Here is a 17,095-nt window from a genome sequence, read left to right on the forward strand (position 1 = left end):
TTACCCGGCGTGAGTAATCAGCCAGCAATTATGGATTTGACGGTTACGGGCAAAATCCTGCGACTGCGTGCTGGCAGTAATTTCCCGTGCGGAAAGATGCAGCCCGTTCAGGCCGTCATGGTCCATTTTGAAACCGCGTTTATTATTGGAAAACATAATAGTGCCGCCTTTACGCAGCAGTCTTTTCAAATTTTTCAACAGCAGCAGATGATCACGCTGTACGTCGAAGCTCTCTTCCATTCTTTTCGAGTTGGAGAACGTAGGCGGATCGATAAAGATCAGATCGTACTGCTCATCAGACTCACTCAACCAGCGCAGGCAGTCCGCCTGAATCAGTCGGTGCTGACGGCCAGTCAGCCCGTTCAGGCGCAGGTTTCGCTCCGCCCATTCGAGATAGGTGCGTGACATATCAACCGTTGTGGTACTGTTCGCCCCGCCAAGCCCGGCATGGACGCTGGCACTGCCGGTGTAAGCAAACAGATTGAGGAAATCTTTGCCACGGCTCATCTCGCCCAGCATTTTTCGGGCAATACGATGATCAAGGAACAGGCCGGTATCAAGATAATCGGTCAGATTGACCCACAGTTTTGCGTTGAATTCGCTGACCTCGAAAAAATCGCCTTTTTCACCGATCTTTTGATACTGGTTTTTGCCTTTCTGGCGCTCACGGGTTTTCAGTACCAGGCGGTTGGCCGGTAACTCAAGCACGCTGAGGGTCGCGGCGATCACATCAAACAAGCGCTGGCGGGCTTTGGCTGCATCAATGGTTTTTGGTGGAGCATACTCCTGAATCACCACCCAGTCGCCGTAGCGATCCACCGCAACATTATATTCCGGCAGGTCAGCATCATAGAGTCGATAGCACTCCACGCCTTGTTGAACGGCCCATTTTTCCAGCTTTCTCAGATTCTTGCGCAGACGATTAGCATAATCTTCTGCAATCTGACCGTTGCCGCCCGGCGTAGTGCTGGCCACCAGCTGATAGTTTTTCTGTACGCAGTCCAACGGGCCATTTTTCGCCTTAAACTGACGATCGGCACGCAGTTGCAGACAGCTAAGTAGTTCGGGAGAAGCGCTGAACAGCGACAGATTCCAGCCGGCGAAATGGTGTTTCATAATGCGTCCGATCTGGCTGTACAGCGCGATCAGGGCTGGTTCACTTTCCAACCGTTCACCGTAAGGTGGATTACTCAGCACCGTTCCGGTCGCACCTTCCGGCAGCGGATTATTCAGTTTCGACACGTCCTGAGCGGTAAATCCGATCAGATCGGCGAGGCCCGCTTTGCGGGCGTTAACGCGGGCGCGCTCAATGACTTTTTGATCATTATCAAAGCCATAAAAACGCGAGTCGGTTGCACGCAGTCCACGGCTGGCACGCGCCTGTGCTTCGCTTTTAAGCTCACGCCACAGTGCCGGGTTGAACCGGCTCCAGCCGTTGAAACCCCAGTGATTACGGTGCAGACCCGGTGCACGATCGCTGGCGATCATCGCGGCTTCAATCAGTAGCGTACCGGAACCACACATCGGATCGATCATGGCAGTACCCGGTTTCCAGCCAGAACGAAGTACGACAGCCGCCGCCAGATTCTCTTTCAGCGGCGCCTGTCCTGTCTGCTGACGATAACCGCGCTGATGCAGACCATCGCCGCTCAGGTCGAGGGCAATGCTGGCTTTGTCATTATGTAGCCAGACGTTAATACGGATATCAGGCTGCTCGCGATCGACATCGGGGCGCGGTAAATTTTTGCGGGTGAAGCTGTCGACGATGGCATCTTTTACCTTGAGTGCGCCATACTGGCTGTTACGAATAACCTCATTCAGGCCACTGAAGTGAACCGCGAAGGTTTTATCGCTGCCAAACATCGCTGGCCAGTCAACAGCCTGTACGCCAAGATAAAGATCCAGATCGCTGTAAACACCGCATTCGGTGAGCGGCAGCAGAATGCGCGACGCGAGACGGCTCCACAGCAGGCTCTGATACATCAGACGATCGTCACCCTCGTAATGTACGCCGCCCTGAACCACCTGGCAGTCGCTGGCACCCAGCGCTTCCAGCTCACTTTTCAACAGCTCTTCAAGCCCACGCGCCGTACTGGCAAACAGAGAATTCATAACGTCACTTATCGTATTCAGAAAATTGTCGCGCATTATAGCTAATCACAGGCGCATGTCATAAAGTTAGCTTCTTTTCATTGGTTCCGATGGTCGTTTTGCTGTGGCACGAATCGGTTATCTGCGCCAGCGATCTGTCGATCCACCAGGATCACCTGCTTATCCATTCGGTTAAAACGATGGCTACCCCGCTTATCTCATGCGATGACGTCGCTTACGGTGCGGTAGCTTCAGGCATAGCAGCCAGTGAAATAGGGGCAGAAGAAAAAGGTCCGAAGGAAAAAGCACCAGCAAATTCTGCCGCTGCCTTCAGAAATATAATATAACCGAATGCTTACTTATGCCGGGCACACATGTGCGGCAATGGTCAGGTCAGGAAAAGATGTGTGTAGTGAAAGAACACCACGGCTGAGGATGGCACCATCCTCAGCCGTGGCGGCATTCAGGCGAGCGACCTGTGGGGCGAAATTCAGACCGCTCTGGCGAAGGAAAGGTTCACCTGATCGGAATGAGGCTGCAGACGATCGTGCATAATTTTAATTGCGTCACCCAGCACCATGCCTTTCCCTGCCAGCGTCAGAGCAGGCTGTGCCAGCAGGCAAAGTGCCGCATTTTCACCGGCTTCAACCACCAGTAAAACGGCCTCTTCACCGTTTTCACACAGGCGTACCACCACCAGCTCACCTTCTGTCGGCTGCCAGCCACGCTGCTCATTTGCCTGAAAATACCAGCTTTTTGGCATCAGCGGTTTCAGAAAACGGCAGGCCACCAGCGCATTTAGCACCAGTTCGGCACGCTCATCTGCGCTCAGTTCACAGCGGCGACACTGCTCTTCAAAGCTAAAAAACATTGCCGCGTCGTCAACACAAAATCCTGACGTCTCAAAAGCGTCAGGTGTCAGCATCTTTCGGGAAAAACGTGAGCGAAACAGCATACCATCGGCCAGATCCAGCATCATGCGATCGTGTTCAGCATCAAAAAACCAGCGCCAGCTGTCGTCAGGTTTGATTCTCATGATGTGTCCTGTGGAGATAAAAGAAATCAGCTATTCAAAAGGTAATCAGGGAAATTTAAACCTCTGCCACCAGGCGAATACGAATATTGTTTAAACAGGACAAAATATAAACGAGCCAGAGGCGAAAATAAAGCCCCTGACCTGTTTATGTTAAGAAATGGCTTAAAGATAGGTCACAATTTCCTTTATCAGCGATGGACCTTTGTAGATAAAACCAGAATATATTTGTATCAGCGAAGCGCCCGCAGCAATCTTTTCCCGTGCGGATACCAGCGAATCTATTCCACCCACGCCTATAACAGGTAAACGACCATTAAGTTCCTGTGCCAGGCGGCGCGTTACTTCCGTACTCCGCAGCTGCAGCGGACGACCACTCAGCCCGCCTGCTTCTGTACTGTGCTTTAAGCCGGAAATCAGTGAACGGTCCAGGGTGGTATTTGTCGCAATCGCGCCATCAATATTATGTCGAACTAAACTGTCAGCAATCTGGATCAATTCTTCCTCTGAAAGATCCGGTGCGATCTTAACCGCCAGCGGAACATATTTATGATGAAGTGTTTCAAGGCTTTTCTGTTTTTGTTTTACCGCCAGCAGAAGATCATCCAGCGCTTCACCATATTGTAACAAGCGTAAGCCAGGCGTGTTCGGTGAGGAAATATTGATCGCGATGTAACCGGCATAGGGATAAACTTTATCCATGCAGGTCAAATAATCATCTTTACCCAACTCAACGGGCGTATCCTTATTTTTGCCAATATTGATCCCTAATACGCCATCAAAATGTGACTTTTTGACATTTTCAATCAAATTGTCGACGCCCAGATTATTAAATCCCATACGGTTGATAATGCCTTCCGCTTCACGGACACGAAACATTCTTGGCTTATCATTACCCGGCTGAGGACGTGGCGTCACGGTACCAATTTCAACAGAACCAAAGCCCATTGCCCCAAAGGCATCAATACACTCGCCGTTCTTGTCAAGACCCGCCGCCAGTCCTAACGCATTCTTAAAGGTAAGCCCCATGCAGGTTACCGGCTTGAAAGGAAGCGTCTGTCGAACGAAATGGATTAACGGCGTACCGGTCATTCTGTGTAGTTGCAAAAGAGTCAGTTCATGCGCACGTTCAGCATCAAGCTGAAACAGCGCATTTCGAACCAGGTTATACATGATCGCTCCTGAATACCCGAACACCCGGGTCTGAAAGAGTAATAGTGGCTGTTCGCAGACAGCCCCCTGAAAACGACGTTCTTCGTCAGAAAACGATCCTTCCCACTTTGTTATGCCGCTAAGTGATGTACGAAAGTAGCTGGCCAAATAAGCCGGTACGCTGGAAACGTTGTGACGATGCAGGCGCGGTGCAAAATGGTAAAGTCCTTTCACCGCAAAGTAAAACGTTTAAATATCAGCAAAACGCTCTCTGTAACGGTGCCTCTGCCGGCCCCTGTCTTTATCTGAAAACTGACTTAGTTCTGCCAGATAAATCATTTAAGCACCACCACTCACTCTGTCAGGATAGATCTGAACTCTCTCAAATAAGTTCAATCTATAACTTTTAGCTATAAGGAGTGGTTATGCGGGTTATTACACTGGCGGGGAGTCCCCGTTATCCTTCACGCTCCACCGCGCTACTTACCTTCTGCCAGCAGATGCTGGAACAGCATGGCGTTGATGTTATTCCGTGGAACCTGCACCGTTTTCAGGCAGAAGATCTGATTTATGCCCGCTTTGATTCCCCAGCTCTGTTGGCGTTAAAAGATGATATTAGCCGTGCTGACGGGCTGATTATTTCCACTCCCGTGTACAAAGCCTCTTTTTCCGGCGCGTTGAAAACCCTTCTGGATCTGCTTCCTGAACGTGCTCTTGAACACAAAGTTGTGCTGCCGTTGGCCACAGGTGGCACGCTGGCACATATGCTGGCGGTCGAATACGCCCTCAAGCCGGTGCTGAATGCGTTGAAAGCGCAGGAGGTGCTGCACGGCGTATTTGCCGAGGACCCACACATCACCGATCACGCCGGTCAGCCGCAATTTTCACCGTTGCTGATATCACGTGTTACTGAGTCGGTCGACACCCTCAGGCACGCGATCGTACGCCGCCGCCAGCCATTAGCCACTGCGGTTTAAGGGACATCACCATGAATCTGTTTTCACGTTTTGCCTCAGCGATGGTTATCACCAGCCTTATGGTGACCAGCGTAATGGCAGCCGCCCCCAAAACCGTCCGTATTGGCTATCAGAAAGGCTCGGTGAGTATGGTGCTGGCCCGTGCCCATCATTTGCTGGAGAAGCGTTTTCCCGACACACAAATTAAATGGGTGGAATTCCCGGCCGGTCCACAAATGCTGGAAGCACTGAATATTAACAGCATTGATTTGGGTAGCACGGGTGATATTCCCCCTATCTTTGCGCAGGCCGCCGGTGCAGATCTGCTGTACGTAGGCGCTGAACCGCCCAAACCCAAAGCCGAAGTGATTCTGGTGGCGACAAACAGCCCGATTAAAACCGTTGCCGATTTGAAAGGTCATAAAGTGGCTTTCCAGAAAGGTTCAAGCTCCCATAACCTGCTGCTACGCGCACTGGAGAAAGCTGGTCTGAAATTCAGCGATATTCAGCCTGCTTATCTGACGCCAGCGGATGCGCGTGCCGCTTTCCAGCAAGGTGACGTCGATGCATGGGCAATCTGGGACCCTTACTATTCAGCGGCGCTGTTACAGGGCGATGTCCGGGTGCTGACGGATGGCAGCCAACTGAATCAGACCGGTTCCTTCTATCTTGCGGCGCGGACTTTCACTGAAGCTAACGGTACATTTATCAGCCAGGTGCTGCAAACGTTCAGTCAGGCCGACGCGCTAACGATCAGCGATCGCAATAACAGTATTGATCTTCTCTCTCAGGCGATGGGATTGCCCAAACCGGTTATTGCCAGCTACCTCGATCATCGTCCTCCCACCACTATTGACCCGGTGAGCGATAAAACGCTCAAACTTCAACAGCAAACTGCTGACCTGTTTTATGCCAATCACCTGATGCCGGTAAAGATCGATGTCGCTAGCCGTATCTGGCATCCCACACAGTCCCAAGAAAAAGGAGTGAAATAATGAGCCTTTCTGTTTTCTGGTTTCTGCCCACCCACGGTGATGGCCACTATCTGGGAACCGACGAGGGAGCACGCCCGGTTGATCATGGTTATTTGCAACAGATTGCTCAGGCCGTCGACAGAATGGGATTCGGCGGCGTACTGATCCCAACCGGCCGTTCCTGCGAGGATGCCTGGCTGGTTGCCGCCTCGCTAATTCCGGTTACCCAGCGCCTGCGTTTTCTGGTGGCCCTGCGTCCCGGGGTGATTTCTCCCACTCAGGCAGCCAGACAGGCCGCCACGCTCGATCGCCTTTCCAATGGGCGGGCGCTGTTTAACCTGGTAACCGGCGGCGATGCAGAAGAGTTGGCAGGCGACGGGGTATTTCTCGATCACCAGCAGCGCTATGTCGAATCAGCGGAATTCACTCGCGTCTGGCGTCGGGTGCTGGAAGGTGAAACGGTGGATCATGAAGGCAAATACATCCAGGTTCGCGGAGCTCGCCTGATGTTTGAACCCGTTCAAAAGCCTCGTCCACCGCTATGGTTTGGCGGTTCGTCTGAGCCAGCTCAGGACCTGGCGGCAGAACAGGTGGATGTGTATCTGACCTGGGGGGAGCCGCCGGCGTTGGTGAAAGAAAAGATTGAGCAGGTGAGCGCCAAAGCAGCTGCTCAGGGACGTAAGGTTAAATTTGGCATCCGGTTGCATGTGATCGTGCGTGAAACCAATGAGGAGGCGTGGCGTGCCGCCGATCGTCTGATCTCTCATCTGGATGACGCCACTATTGCCAAAGCACAGTCAGCGCTGGCACAGACTGATTCAGTAGGTCAGCATCGTATGGCGGCGCTGCATGGCGGTCGCCGCGACAAACTGGAAGTCAGTCCGAATCTTTGGGCTGGCGTAGGGCTGGTGCGTGGCGGGGCAGGCACGGCACTGGTGGGTGACGGCAAAACGGTGGCGGCCAGAATGCAGGAGTATGCCGGCCTCGGCATTGAAACCTTTATTCTCTCTGGCTACCCGCATCTGGAAGAAGCGTACCGCGTCGGTGAACTGTTGTTCCCCCATCTTGACCTGGAGGTCCCGGAAATCCCCCAACACGTTGCTATCAGCGCCCACGGCGAAGCGGTCGCCCATGATTTCGCCCCTAAAAAAAGGGCACAGGGCCAGAGGTTATGATGAAAAAATATCTTAACCGTGCTGGCAGCAGACTGGTGCCGTGGGTATTGCCAGTGGTAATGGTGATCGTCTGGCAGATTGCCTCCCGGACGGGCTGGCTCTCCACCCGTATTCTGCCCTCTCCGGCAGCGGTAGTGTTGACCTTCTGGAATCTGTCCGCCAGTGGGGAACTGTGGCAGCATCTTGCCATCAGCAGCTGGCGTGCCGCTGTCGGTTTCAGCATAGGAGGTTCGGCAGGCCTGCTTCTGGGTCTGATCACCGGCATGTCACGCAGTGGTGAACGTTTACTCGATACTTCGGTGCAGATGCTGCGCAATGTGCCTCACCTCGCACTTATCCCGCTGGTGATCCTGTGGTTTGGCATTGACGAGTCAGCCAAGATATTTCTTGTGGCGTTAGGGACGCTTTTTCCCATTTACCTCAACACCTATCATGGTATCCGCAACATTGACCGCGGGCTGGTGGAGATGGCCCGCAGCTATGGTCTCACCGGCTGGGGCCTGTTTTTTCAGGTTATTTTGCCGGGGGCGCTGCCTGCGATTATGGTCGGCGTGCGTTTTGCGCTGGGTTTGATGTGGCTGACGTTAATCGTGGCAGAAACCATTTCAGCCAATGCCGGTATTGGCTATCTGGCGATGAATGCCCGCGAATTTTTGCAAACTGATGTAGTGGTGGTGGCCATCATTCTGTATGCGCTGCTCGGTAAGCTGGCCGATGTCAGCGCACATCTTCTGGAGCGCGTCTGGCTACGCTGGCATCCGGCTTATCAATTGAAAGAGGAAAACGCATGAGCGAATTAAATCCTTTACCTACGCGCCTCAATGCCGGTACACCGCTGGTGATCAATAATGTCAGCAAGCAATATCGCGGCCGAACGGTGCTGAAAAGTCTCGATCTGCATATCCCGTCTGGCCAGTTTGTGGCCGTTGTTGGTCGAAGTGGCTGTGGTAAAAGCACCCTTCTTCGCCTGCTGGCCGGACTTGAGAAGACCTCATCAGGTAAACTTCTGGCCGGTAACATTCCCCTGAGCGAGGCTCGAGGTGATACCCGGCTGATGTTTCAGGATGCGCGCCTGCTGCCGTGGAAAAGTGTTATTGATAACGTCGGGCTTGGGTTGAAAGGACGGGCATGGCAGCAATCGGCGCTGGATGCTCTCTCGGCAGTCGGGCTGGCAGAAAGAGCACGGGAGTGGCCGGCTGCCCTTTCTGGTGGACAAAAGCAACGGGTTGCATTAGCTCGTGCGCTGATCCATCGTCCTGGCCTGCTACTGCTTGATGAACCACTGGGCGCTCTGGATGCACTGACCCGCATTGAAATGCAGGGATTGATTGAAACATTATGGCAGCAACATCACTTTACCGTACTGCTGGTCACTCATGATGTCAGCGAAGCAGTAACTATGGCTGACAGGGTTCTGTTAATAGAAGAAGGTAATATCGGGCTGGATTTGATGGTGAATTTGCCACGTCCACGACGCAAAGGTTCGGTGCGGCTGGCTGAACTGGAAGCAGAAGTGCTGGACAGAGTAATGATGCGTTCGCCGGTTGAAGCCTGTAAGCGCACTGCGCTACGCTGACGAACCAGGCTGGCTATCGTTTTGAGGCATTGAACCAGCCTGGTTCCTAATGTTAATTAACATTAATGCTTTCGCATCGTCAGAGCAACCGCTTAAATAATGTGAAAGCTAATTATGGTTAGTTATTATTCCAGCTCGCTGTCACCGTATCGGCAATACTACGGATAACATTCACCTGGTCCTGAGTATATCCCATACCCCATAAAGTACCTGTCACATTTTCGACAATTGCATCGGTAATGTCCCCACCGCTTGCAAGTACTTTATACATATAATGGAGAACTTCAGGCAAAATTTGGGTGCGGGAATTTATGCCAGGCAGACCAGAATTAATGATCTGCTGATAAAGTCCATCACCGCCCACTGTGTAATTCCATTCCCAAAAGGCGCTGTTATCAGTCAGGTCAAATGATGGAATTGATGTTTCAGGCGTCTCGTTTGCCTGCTGATCGCCATTGTCAGGTAGCGAAATATCCCCCTGGCCGCCAGCCGGATTGTTCCAGCTCGTCGTCATAGTATCCGCGATGCTACGAATAACATCCATCTGGTCCTGAGTATATCCCATACCCCATAAAGTACCCGTCACATTTTCGACAATTGCATCGGTAATATCCCCACCGCTTGCAAGTACTTTATACATATAGTGGAGAATCTCAGGCAGCATTTGGGTGCGGGAATTTATACCCGGCAGACCAGAATTAACGATCTGCTGGTAAAATCCGTCACTACCCACGGTGTCATTCCACTCCCAAAAAGCGCTGCTATCAGTGAGGTCAAATGATGGAATTGATGTTTCAGCCGTTTCGTTTTCTTGCTGATCGTCACTGTCAGGTACGTTAGTATCATCATCGTTAATATCCATGCCACCGACAGAAATTTTACCATTACCTTTTTGGAGATCCTTAACAGACATATCTAACGTTGTGTTAGCCGCAACGATGCCCGACTCATTTTTTAGCACATCACTGCTAAGCTTAATGATATTACCGTCTAGCTGACCATTCTGATTATTAATTTCATCGGCTGTCAGCGTTAATGAATTTCCAACCGTCATATGGCCCATATTGTTATCAATGGTATTTGCCTTAATGATGGCTTCCTGAGCCGATACAGTCCCATTTACATTTATAAACGCACCAGCATCGATATTCACTCCATTTAGACTGTACACAGTTCCATTTTTATTATTAACTTCACCGGAAGAATCAATGGAAATGTTATTAGCAAATAAGGCACCTTGCTGATTATTTACACTATTACCGGAAAGCGTTAATTTTTCAGATGCGGTGAGCATCGCTTCACGGCTGTCGATCCCGCCGTCGCTGGCTTTCAGTGTGATATTACGGGCATAGGCTTCACCGCCTTTAAGCACCAGTTCAGAACCCTGTAACGTCATGTTGTCGCCCGCACTGTTTCTACCCTGTGCACTCAGCCTGCCGGAGGTATTTATTACCAGATTGCCATTTCCTGCGTTAATTGTACTGCCACTTGTACTGTCCATAGCAGAGGCCGTGATGCTGGTATTGTTATCAGAACTCAGAATACCGGTATTAGTAAGGGTATTGTTGGTGGTAAATACAGCATTACCGGCGGCTGCGATATAACCACTATTGCTGATATTTCCATCTGTGTTGAGTACCACATCCCCAGCTTCACTGAAAATCGAGCCGGAGTTATTAACCCCAACACCTTTTTCAGTGCCAATCATGATAATTTTCTGGGCATACATACCGCCCAAACTGGAGACATCCAGGGCCAGCGAATTACTGTCGGCATGATTATTATCCAGTCTGGTCACCTGTTGATTTGCAGCATCAACCAGATTGCGTCCTGTGGTGATTTTTAAATCATTCGCCTGGATATAACTATTCACCTTAACACTACGTGAAATAATATCGGTAAAGTCCTGGGATGATGTTTTCATGCCACTTCCCTGCACCACTATCTCTCCATCCTGCACTTTGTATCCAGTCAAAACACCATTTTCCATCTGGGCCTGCCCTGTTGTAAGGGTAGCGCGATTGGCATTGATGAACCCGCAACCATCACAGGTAATCCCCGAAGGATTAGCAATAATGACCTCTGCATTTTGTCCGGCAACTTCAATGTAGCCATTTAACTGGCTGGCATTGGGTGAATTTACTTCATTAAGTATGATCTTCGCTGCACCCTGCGCCAGTGAGGCATTCCCCTGAATCTCGCCTCCCAGCTGAGTCCACGTATTATTTTGCGAGTTATTAAGAATCACACCTTGTTGGCCGACATCAAATTGGCTGTATACATTGCGTGAAACGCCCCCAGCGCCTGGAGCCTGAATATCAACCACCGTAGAGCCATGAGGCGTATTGCTTATTCCAGGTTGCAATGCGGCAGATGCTGAAGCATCCGCCACCACATTAGCCTGCACAGTTTTGACCGCGCCCATCGACAGCAAAAGACCGAGACCAATCATACTGAGCTGTCCAATTTGCTTCACTGCACTTTTTTTTGCGTTGCCAGAAGAAGAATCTGCACGATGAGCACAGGAGAATTCGGCAACCGCGACAAACATGCCGTGAGTTTTACTGAAAACAAGCCTAAAAAGTTTACTGTTCATTACTATTTCCTTATGTATTGCGTTTTTTTTAATAACTCCAGGACATACTAAAACCCAGCGTTAATTTACTGGTTTCAAATGCATCTGGTTTGGAAAGAGGTGTCGCGGCGAACAAGTCGTAATTGACGTTAAATGCATTGCCACGTACGCCCAACTGGCTGCCAGCCAGATGTGTTCCCGTTAAATATTGGCTACCATTGCCACTGACTTTGCCGTAATCAAGCCCCAGATAAAGTTCCTGGCCAGGCAGAGGTGTCCGCCAGGCAAAGTCATTGCGCAAAAACCAGCCCTGGCTGGCATTTAAGGTTCGTTCTCCATCAAATCCCCTGACCGTCCAGCGGTTGCCCAGCGACAATTGCTCCTGAACAGTCAGAGGAGTGGTACTTGCCTGATGCAAATAACGGACGTTGTAGCGAAATTGCTGTGTCCGAAAATTAAAGGGAATGTTAAGCTGCATATCCGTTCGAACAAACTTACTAAGCGCAGTCGCAGAGCCGGAGTATTCTTCCGGTGCAGGAAGTGCGCCAAACCAACGAGTTCCCCGCTGATAACTGATATTGGCGTCAAAAGTGGCCTTACCGAAATAATGTCGGTGCTGCAACCCGAAACGCCAGGAAGAAGTGCGCCGACGCTGTATCTCTATCTCGGTGTCATAAAGATAATTGCGGGATTCACGCGCCTGCAAATCATAAGTCAGGGTCGTTTTTTGATTTCGGCCTCGATGCATAACCCGGCTGAGTTGCGCATTAATATTTTTTATTCTGCCACTGTACAGATAATCCCGGGAATATCCTGAAACAGTTTGGTGATATTTGTAATTCCAGGCAGTTATACCGAAAGCCCAGTAGCCCAACGGCAATGAGTAATGTGTCGTCAGATTTCGGTTCCCCTTGCCGCTACCCTTATACAAATCATGCGACCCGGAAATATAGAACAGATCGCTTAGTGAAAAAGGATTATCAAGCGACAGCGAGACTCCAGCCTGATAGCGGCCTATACTGCGGGTTGCGGAATCATCTAAAGTAATACCCGTACGCCAATTTTTATTTTTCTTCCGGCTGATTTCGATATCACTTTCTCCCGGCGTTTCACCAGGAATTATTTTTATACTCGCCTGAGTGCCCGGCAATCTTTGTAGATTCTCAAGGCCTTGCTCACTGTCCCGAAGATCAAATAAAGTGCCGGAATGAGCAGGGAAAACGGTGTAAAGAAAAATATCGTCATCTCCGGTAAGCTTAACGTTTCTGACATTACCGGGGATCACACGTAATTTCACCGTGCCGCTTTTCATATTTTGCTCCGGGGCCATAACGCGGGTAGTGATATATCCATGGCTTATAAGGCGATTTTGCAATCTCTTCATAAGCAAATTGATACCTTCGCCGCCCAGACATTTCCCCATGGCATCACTGGCAATCCGCTGTAAAGGCAGCCAGCCCGGAAGACGATCATCGCCTTCCAGCACAACCCTATGGACAACAAAACAGTTTTTTTCCTGTGGAAAGTGGCTCAGCCCGGTATCCACACCAGGGTCCGAAAAACGAACATCCTGCGTTGGCGGCTTTAAACGACTTTCAAGCACTTGCTGCCTTTGTTGCTGGTTAATCAATTGCTCATTAAAGGAATTATCCTGCGCCGTGACACACGCCGATTTAATTAAACAAATAAAGCAAAGAAAACTTTTTATTCTTAACAAATGCAATTGATGCATTTCAAACATTCCTTGTACGAGCAAAGTATGGCTGACATATGAAGTCACCCATGATTAACACAGTTAAGCCCTGTTAATAGGGCTTGTTATTTCATTAGTTTTATTCAGAAAAGCAATTAGCGTAATAGCGAATACAACCATCCCCAACCCGATTTTTTGCCGGAGCGGTCCACTAATTTCTCTACAATATTGTCAGTTGGTTCTGCGTACACCTCTGATGAGGCGTTTGTCTCTGTCTCGCTTGCGCTGTCGGCGGTGAATTCTTCTTCATCTACGTGCGATACGGGGTATGTCTCTGTCTCACTTTCGCTGTCGGCGGTGAATTCTTCTTCATCTATGTTCGATATGGGGTATGTCTCTGTCTCGCTTTCGCTATCGGCGGTGAATTCTTCTTCATCTACGTGCGATACGGGGTATGTCTCTGTTTCGCTTTCACTGTCGGCGGTGAATTCTTCTTCATCTACGTTCGATACATGAGTAGTGTTTTGCCGGATTACCTTCGTGACTGAATAACCTCTCCCGGCGCTCATTTTACTTTCAGGACGACTGTTAATATCAGCCGCAGTAATGATCAAATCCTGTTGCGAAGCAATAGTGCCTGTATTAATAAACCCGTCGTTACTGGTCAGGGCCATGTACTTCGCGCTATCTAAAATACCACTGTTAGTAAAATCACCTTTACTGGTTGCGATCAGAAGATCACTGCTGTAAATATCGCCACTGTTATCAATATTACCTCCTGAAAGGGTTATATAGCCGTTGTTGCTAATAATCTGGTTGCTATTATCCAGTAAGCCTGTAGCCTCTATCTCAATACTCCTGTACGCGTTCAGATAACCACTGTTAACAACATCACCTGAAGCAATAATCGCCGCATGAGTACTACTGGAGAGTTTTCCCGTATTGCTTACATTAGTGCCATTCAGGGTAACTGAACCCATAAAATTGGTGCCGATAAACCCGGAATTACTGATGTCTCCATCCGCCGTTATCCTGACGGCGCCCGCTGACGTCAGCAGCTCACCCGCATTTTTTACTCCCACGCCATGTTCAGTACCCACAAGGGTGATGGCACCTGCGTACATGCCGCCAAGACTTGTCACGTCCAGCGCCAGTTTGGGAGATATGGAGCTATCATCGCCAGCAAGCTTAGTTAGCTTCGTATTGGCAGCATTGACAGTGTTGCGTCCGGTAGTGATTGCTAAATTATTTCCCGCCCGCAATGCCGCATTCACTTTTACCGAACGGGCAATGATATTGGTAAAATCCGGGGCCTGACTGTTAAACCCATCGCCATCAATGGTAACATTTCCCGCCTCTACGAGATAACCTGTCAGTCCACCGCTACTGTCGATTTGAGCCGTTCCCGTCGTTAACGTCGCCCGCCCGGCATTAATAAAACCACAGCCATCGCAGGTTATGCCCGAAGCATTGGCAATAACCACCTCAGCCTTATCACCGGCAACCTCAATATAGCCATTTAACTGACTTGCATGACTGGAATTAACTTCATTGAGGATAATACTTGCAGTCCTGCCGGACAGCGAAGAATTACCGCCAATGGCACCCCCAAGAGAAGTATAAGCACCATTTTTTGAGTTATTCAGAATCACACCATTCTGATCAACGTCAAACTGGGAATAGGTATTACGCGAGACACCTGCGGCACCTGGCGTGGTGATATTAACCACGGTGGTGCCGTTAGCATTATTGATAATGTCAGGTTGCTGGCTGGAAATTGCACTGCTATCGGCTACTATTCCTGCTTTTGTCGGGTTCGCCGGTTTTTCTGCATCGTTATCACTGGACTCATCGTGTGCATCCGATGCGTCGCCTGCCTCTCCCTCATTTTCATCGGGGGCAGTGGGTTCCTGGTCTGCGTCCGGTACAGGAGTTGTATTTTGCCGGATTACCTTCGTGACCGAATAACCTCTCCCGGCGCTCATTTTACTTTCAGGACTACTGTTAATATCAGCCGCAGTAATGATGATATCCTGTTGCGAAGCAATAGTGCCTGTATTGGTAAACTCGTCGTTACTGGTCAGGCCCATATAACCCGCGCTGTTCAAACTACCACTGTTAGTAAAGTCACTTTTACTGGTGGCTATCAGGCTTTGATGGCTGTCAATCTCGCCACTGTTATCAATATTACTTCCGGTAAGGCTTATATCACTGCCAGCGCTGATAATCTGCCCGCTATTATCGACCAAACCCGCCGCATCAATATATACCCCCCTGGAAGCACCGACATAGCCACTGTTAACAACATCACCTGAACCAGTAATGTCCATGTTACTATTACTGGACAGCAATCCGGTGTTATGGACATTAACCCCATCTAAAACAACTGAACCAGCCATGCTGTTACTGATACGCCCGGAATTAGTAATGTCTCCATCCGCCGTTATCCTGACGGCGCCCGCTGACGTCAGCAGCTCACCCGCATTTTTTACTCCCACGCCATGTTCAGTACCCACAAGGGTGATGGCACCTGCGTACATGCCGCCAAGACTTGTCACGTCCAGCGCCAGTTTGGGAGATATGGAGCTATCATCGCCAGCAAGCTTAGTTAGCTTCGTATTGGCAGCATTGACAGTGTTGCGTCCGGTAGTGATTGCTAAATTATTTCCCGCCCGCAATGCCGCATTCACTTTTACCGAACGGGCAATGATATTGGTAAAATCCGGGGCCTGACTGTTAAACCCATCGCCATCAATGGTAACATTTCCCGCCTCTACGAGATAACCTGTCAGTCCACCGCTACTGTCGATTTGAGCCGTTCCCGTCGTTAACGTCGCCCGCCCGGCATTAATAAAACCACAGCCATCGCAGGTTATGCCCGAAGCATTGGCAATAACCACCTCAGCCTTATCACCGGCAACCTCAATATAGCCATTTAACTGACTTGCATGACTGGAATTAACTTCATTGAGGATAATACTTGCAGTCCTGCCGGACAGCGAAGAATTACCGCCAATGGCACCCCCAAGAGAAGTATAAGCACCATTTTTTGAGTTATTCAGAATCACACCATTCTGATCAACGTCAAACTGGGAATAGGTATTACGCGAGACACCTGCGGCACCTGGCGTGGTGATATTAACCACGGTGGTGCCGTTAGCATTATTGATAATGTCAGGTTGCTGGCTGGAAATTGCACTGCTATCGGCTACTATTCCTGCTTTTGCCTGATGCCCAAGCCCAAGGGACACCAGCACAGCAAAACTGACAGCACTTAATTTTCCCGGCTGTAGCATGGCATGACTATTCTTCGAACACCTGGACAAACTGACACGCCGAATAAAATGAGAATCAGACATGGAGGTGTGAAGAGTTTGCGTTTTATTGATAATTTCGCGGAGGTTATTTCTTTTCATATTCAATCACAAATCCTTATGTTATGTAAACCAATTTAAGAAAAAACACTTATCACTATAATCAACGAGGCAATACAACATCAGTTGAATAATAAAAACCCATTAGAATGTTAATAAGCACATTAAAAAATTACAAAATAGAAATAAATATAACACTGGAGAAAATTAAATAAAATAATTCATAAAAAGACAGTAAAAATATTATTGTTATGCAGCTCATAAGTCAATAACAAAAAGCAGCCAAACACACCATAATCATCGAAAAGACCTTAATTAAAATATTTTTACCAATCATAACCACAATATATTTTTGTTAATAAACACATCACATTACTTGCTAAAAAAATTAATAGGTGCGTTTAAGAAAAATAAAAATATATTTATTGTTATATATTAAAGTATATTTTTTCAGAGCTTAACGGATAATTAAATTTCGTATAATCAATCATCAAAA

Annotated in this window: 11 protein-coding genes; 5 read left to right on the forward strand and 6 right to left on the reverse strand. The window is 49.2% G+C overall.

What is annotated here, in order from left to right; genetic code table 11:
* The 3 genes from rlmKL to pyrD all read right to left on the reverse strand — a co-directional run bounded on the left by rlmKL (nucleotide 1) and on the right by pyrD (nucleotide 4,300).
* Entirely contained in the window at nucleotides 1-2,112 is a 2,112-nt protein-coding gene (gene rlmKL / locus EB241_RS10170) for a bifunctional 23S rRNA (guanine(2069)-N(7))-methyltransferase RlmK/23S rRNA (guanine(2445)-N(2))-methyltransferase RlmL (RefSeq protein ID WP_124233068.1), read from the reverse strand.
* 469 nt (nucleotides 2,113-2,581) lie between these two features.
* A complete protein-coding gene (locus EB241_RS10175) occupies nucleotides 2,582-3,127 on the reverse strand; it encodes a cell division protein ZapC (protein WP_124233069.1) in 546 nt (181 codons plus the stop codon).
* Between the two features lie 162 nt (nucleotides 3,128-3,289).
* Nucleotides 3,290-4,300 carry a quinone-dependent dihydroorotate dehydrogenase gene (gene pyrD / locus EB241_RS10180; protein WP_124233234.1) on the reverse strand — a complete coding sequence of 337 codons (1,011 nt, stop codon included), beginning with the start codon at nucleotides 4,298-4,300 and terminating at the stop codon, nucleotides 3,290-3,292.
* Nucleotides 4,301-4,701: 401 nt separating this feature from the next.
* Here pyrD and ssuE point away from each other — a divergent pair, with 401 nt between their 5' ends.
* Genes ssuE through ssuB form a run of 5 tightly spaced genes read left to right on the forward strand, consistent with a single transcriptional unit; the run spans nucleotide 4,702 to nucleotide 8,957 of the window.
* Nucleotides 4,702-5,253: an NADPH-dependent FMN reductase gene (gene ssuE / locus EB241_RS10185; RefSeq protein WP_124233070.1), complete on the forward strand. Its 552-nt coding sequence runs from the start codon at nucleotides 4,702-4,704 to the stop codon at nucleotides 5,251-5,253.
* An 11-nt stretch (nucleotides 5,254-5,264) separates the two neighbouring features.
* Nucleotides 5,265-6,227: a sulfonate ABC transporter substrate-binding protein gene (locus EB241_RS10190; protein WP_124233071.1), complete on the forward strand. Its 963-nt coding sequence runs from the start codon at nucleotides 5,265-5,267 to the stop codon at nucleotides 6,225-6,227.
* Nucleotides 6,227-7,381, forward strand: a complete 1,155-nt coding sequence (gene ssuD / locus EB241_RS10195; protein ID WP_124233072.1) for an FMNH2-dependent alkanesulfonate monooxygenase — start codon at nucleotides 6,227-6,229, stop codon at nucleotides 7,379-7,381. Before EB241_RS10190 ends, ssuD begins: the two co-directional genes overlap by 1 nt.
* A complete protein-coding gene (ssuC, locus tag EB241_RS10200; protein ID WP_124233235.1) occupies nucleotides 7,381-8,172 on the forward strand; it encodes an aliphatic sulfonate ABC transporter permease SsuC in 792 nt (263 codons plus the stop codon). Before ssuD ends, ssuC begins: the two co-directional genes overlap by 1 nt.
* Nucleotides 8,169-8,957 carry an aliphatic sulfonates ABC transporter ATP-binding protein gene (gene ssuB / locus EB241_RS10205; protein WP_124233073.1) on the forward strand — a complete coding sequence of 263 codons (789 nt, stop codon included), beginning with the start codon at nucleotides 8,169-8,171 and terminating at the stop codon, nucleotides 8,955-8,957. The genes ssuC and ssuB overlap by 4 nt, the downstream gene beginning before the upstream one ends.
* Before the next feature lie 118 nt (nucleotides 8,958-9,075).
* On the opposite strand, the gene EB241_RS10210 is transcribed toward ssuB, so the two are convergent.
* The 3 genes from EB241_RS10210 to EB241_RS10220 all read right to left on the reverse strand — a co-directional run bounded on the left by EB241_RS10210 (nucleotide 9,076) and on the right by EB241_RS10220 (nucleotide 16,641).
* Nucleotides 9,076-11,553: a filamentous hemagglutinin N-terminal domain-containing protein gene (locus tag EB241_RS10210; protein ID WP_124233074.1), complete on the reverse strand. Its 2,478-nt coding sequence runs from the start codon at nucleotides 11,551-11,553 to the stop codon at nucleotides 9,076-9,078.
* Between the two features lie 28 nt (nucleotides 11,554-11,581).
* Nucleotides 11,582-13,264 carry a ShlB/FhaC/HecB family hemolysin secretion/activation protein gene (locus EB241_RS10215; protein WP_124233075.1) on the reverse strand — a complete coding sequence of 561 codons (1,683 nt, stop codon included), beginning with the start codon at nucleotides 13,262-13,264 and terminating at the stop codon, nucleotides 11,582-11,584.
* A gap of 116 nt (nucleotides 13,265-13,380) precedes the next feature.
* A complete protein-coding gene (locus EB241_RS10220; protein WP_124233076.1) occupies nucleotides 13,381-16,641 on the reverse strand; it encodes a filamentous hemagglutinin N-terminal domain-containing protein in 3,261 nt (1,086 codons plus the stop codon).
* Nucleotides 16,642-17,095 lie beyond the last annotated feature (454 nt).

The organism is Erwinia psidii, from assembly GCF_003846135.1.
GTDB lineage: Bacteria > Pseudomonadota > Gammaproteobacteria > Enterobacterales > Enterobacteriaceae > Erwinia > Erwinia psidii.

What these genes read in the sequence shown, in the direction of transcription:
- rlmKL (WP_124233068.1), bottom strand. Translation starts at nt 2,112, where the DNA reads ATGAATTCTCTGTTTGCCAGTACGGCGCGTGGGCTTGAAGAGCTGTTG.
- EB241_RS10175 (WP_124233069.1), bottom strand. Translation starts at nt 3,127, where the DNA reads ATGAGAATCAAACCTGACGACAGCTGGCGCTGGTTTTTTGATGCTGAA.
- ssuE (WP_124233070.1), top strand. Translation starts at nt 4,702, where the DNA reads ATGCGGGTTATTACACTGGCGGGGAGTCCCCGTTATCCTTCACGCTCC.
- EB241_RS10190 (WP_124233071.1), top strand. Translation starts at nt 5,265, where the DNA reads ATGAATCTGTTTTCACGTTTTGCCTCAGCGATGGTTATCACCAGCCTT.
- ssuD (WP_124233072.1), top strand. Translation starts at nt 6,227, where the DNA reads ATGAGCCTTTCTGTTTTCTGGTTTCTGCCCACCCACGGTGATGGCCAC.
- ssuC (WP_124233235.1), top strand. Translation starts at nt 7,381, where the DNA reads ATGAAAAAATATCTTAACCGTGCTGGCAGCAGACTGGTGCCGTGGGTA.
- ssuB (WP_124233073.1), top strand. Translation starts at nt 8,169, where the DNA reads ATGAGCGAATTAAATCCTTTACCTACGCGCCTCAATGCCGGTACACCG.
- EB241_RS10210 (WP_124233074.1), bottom strand. Translation starts at nt 11,553, where the DNA reads ATGAACAGTAAACTTTTTAGGCTTGTTTTCAGTAAAACTCACGGCATG.
- EB241_RS10215 (WP_124233075.1), bottom strand. Translation starts at nt 13,264, where the DNA reads ATGCATCAATTGCATTTGTTAAGAATAAAAAGTTTTCTTTGCTTTATT.
- EB241_RS10220 (WP_124233076.1), bottom strand. Translation starts at nt 16,641, where the DNA reads ATGAAAAGAAATAACCTCCGCGAAATTATCAATAAAACGCAAACTCTT.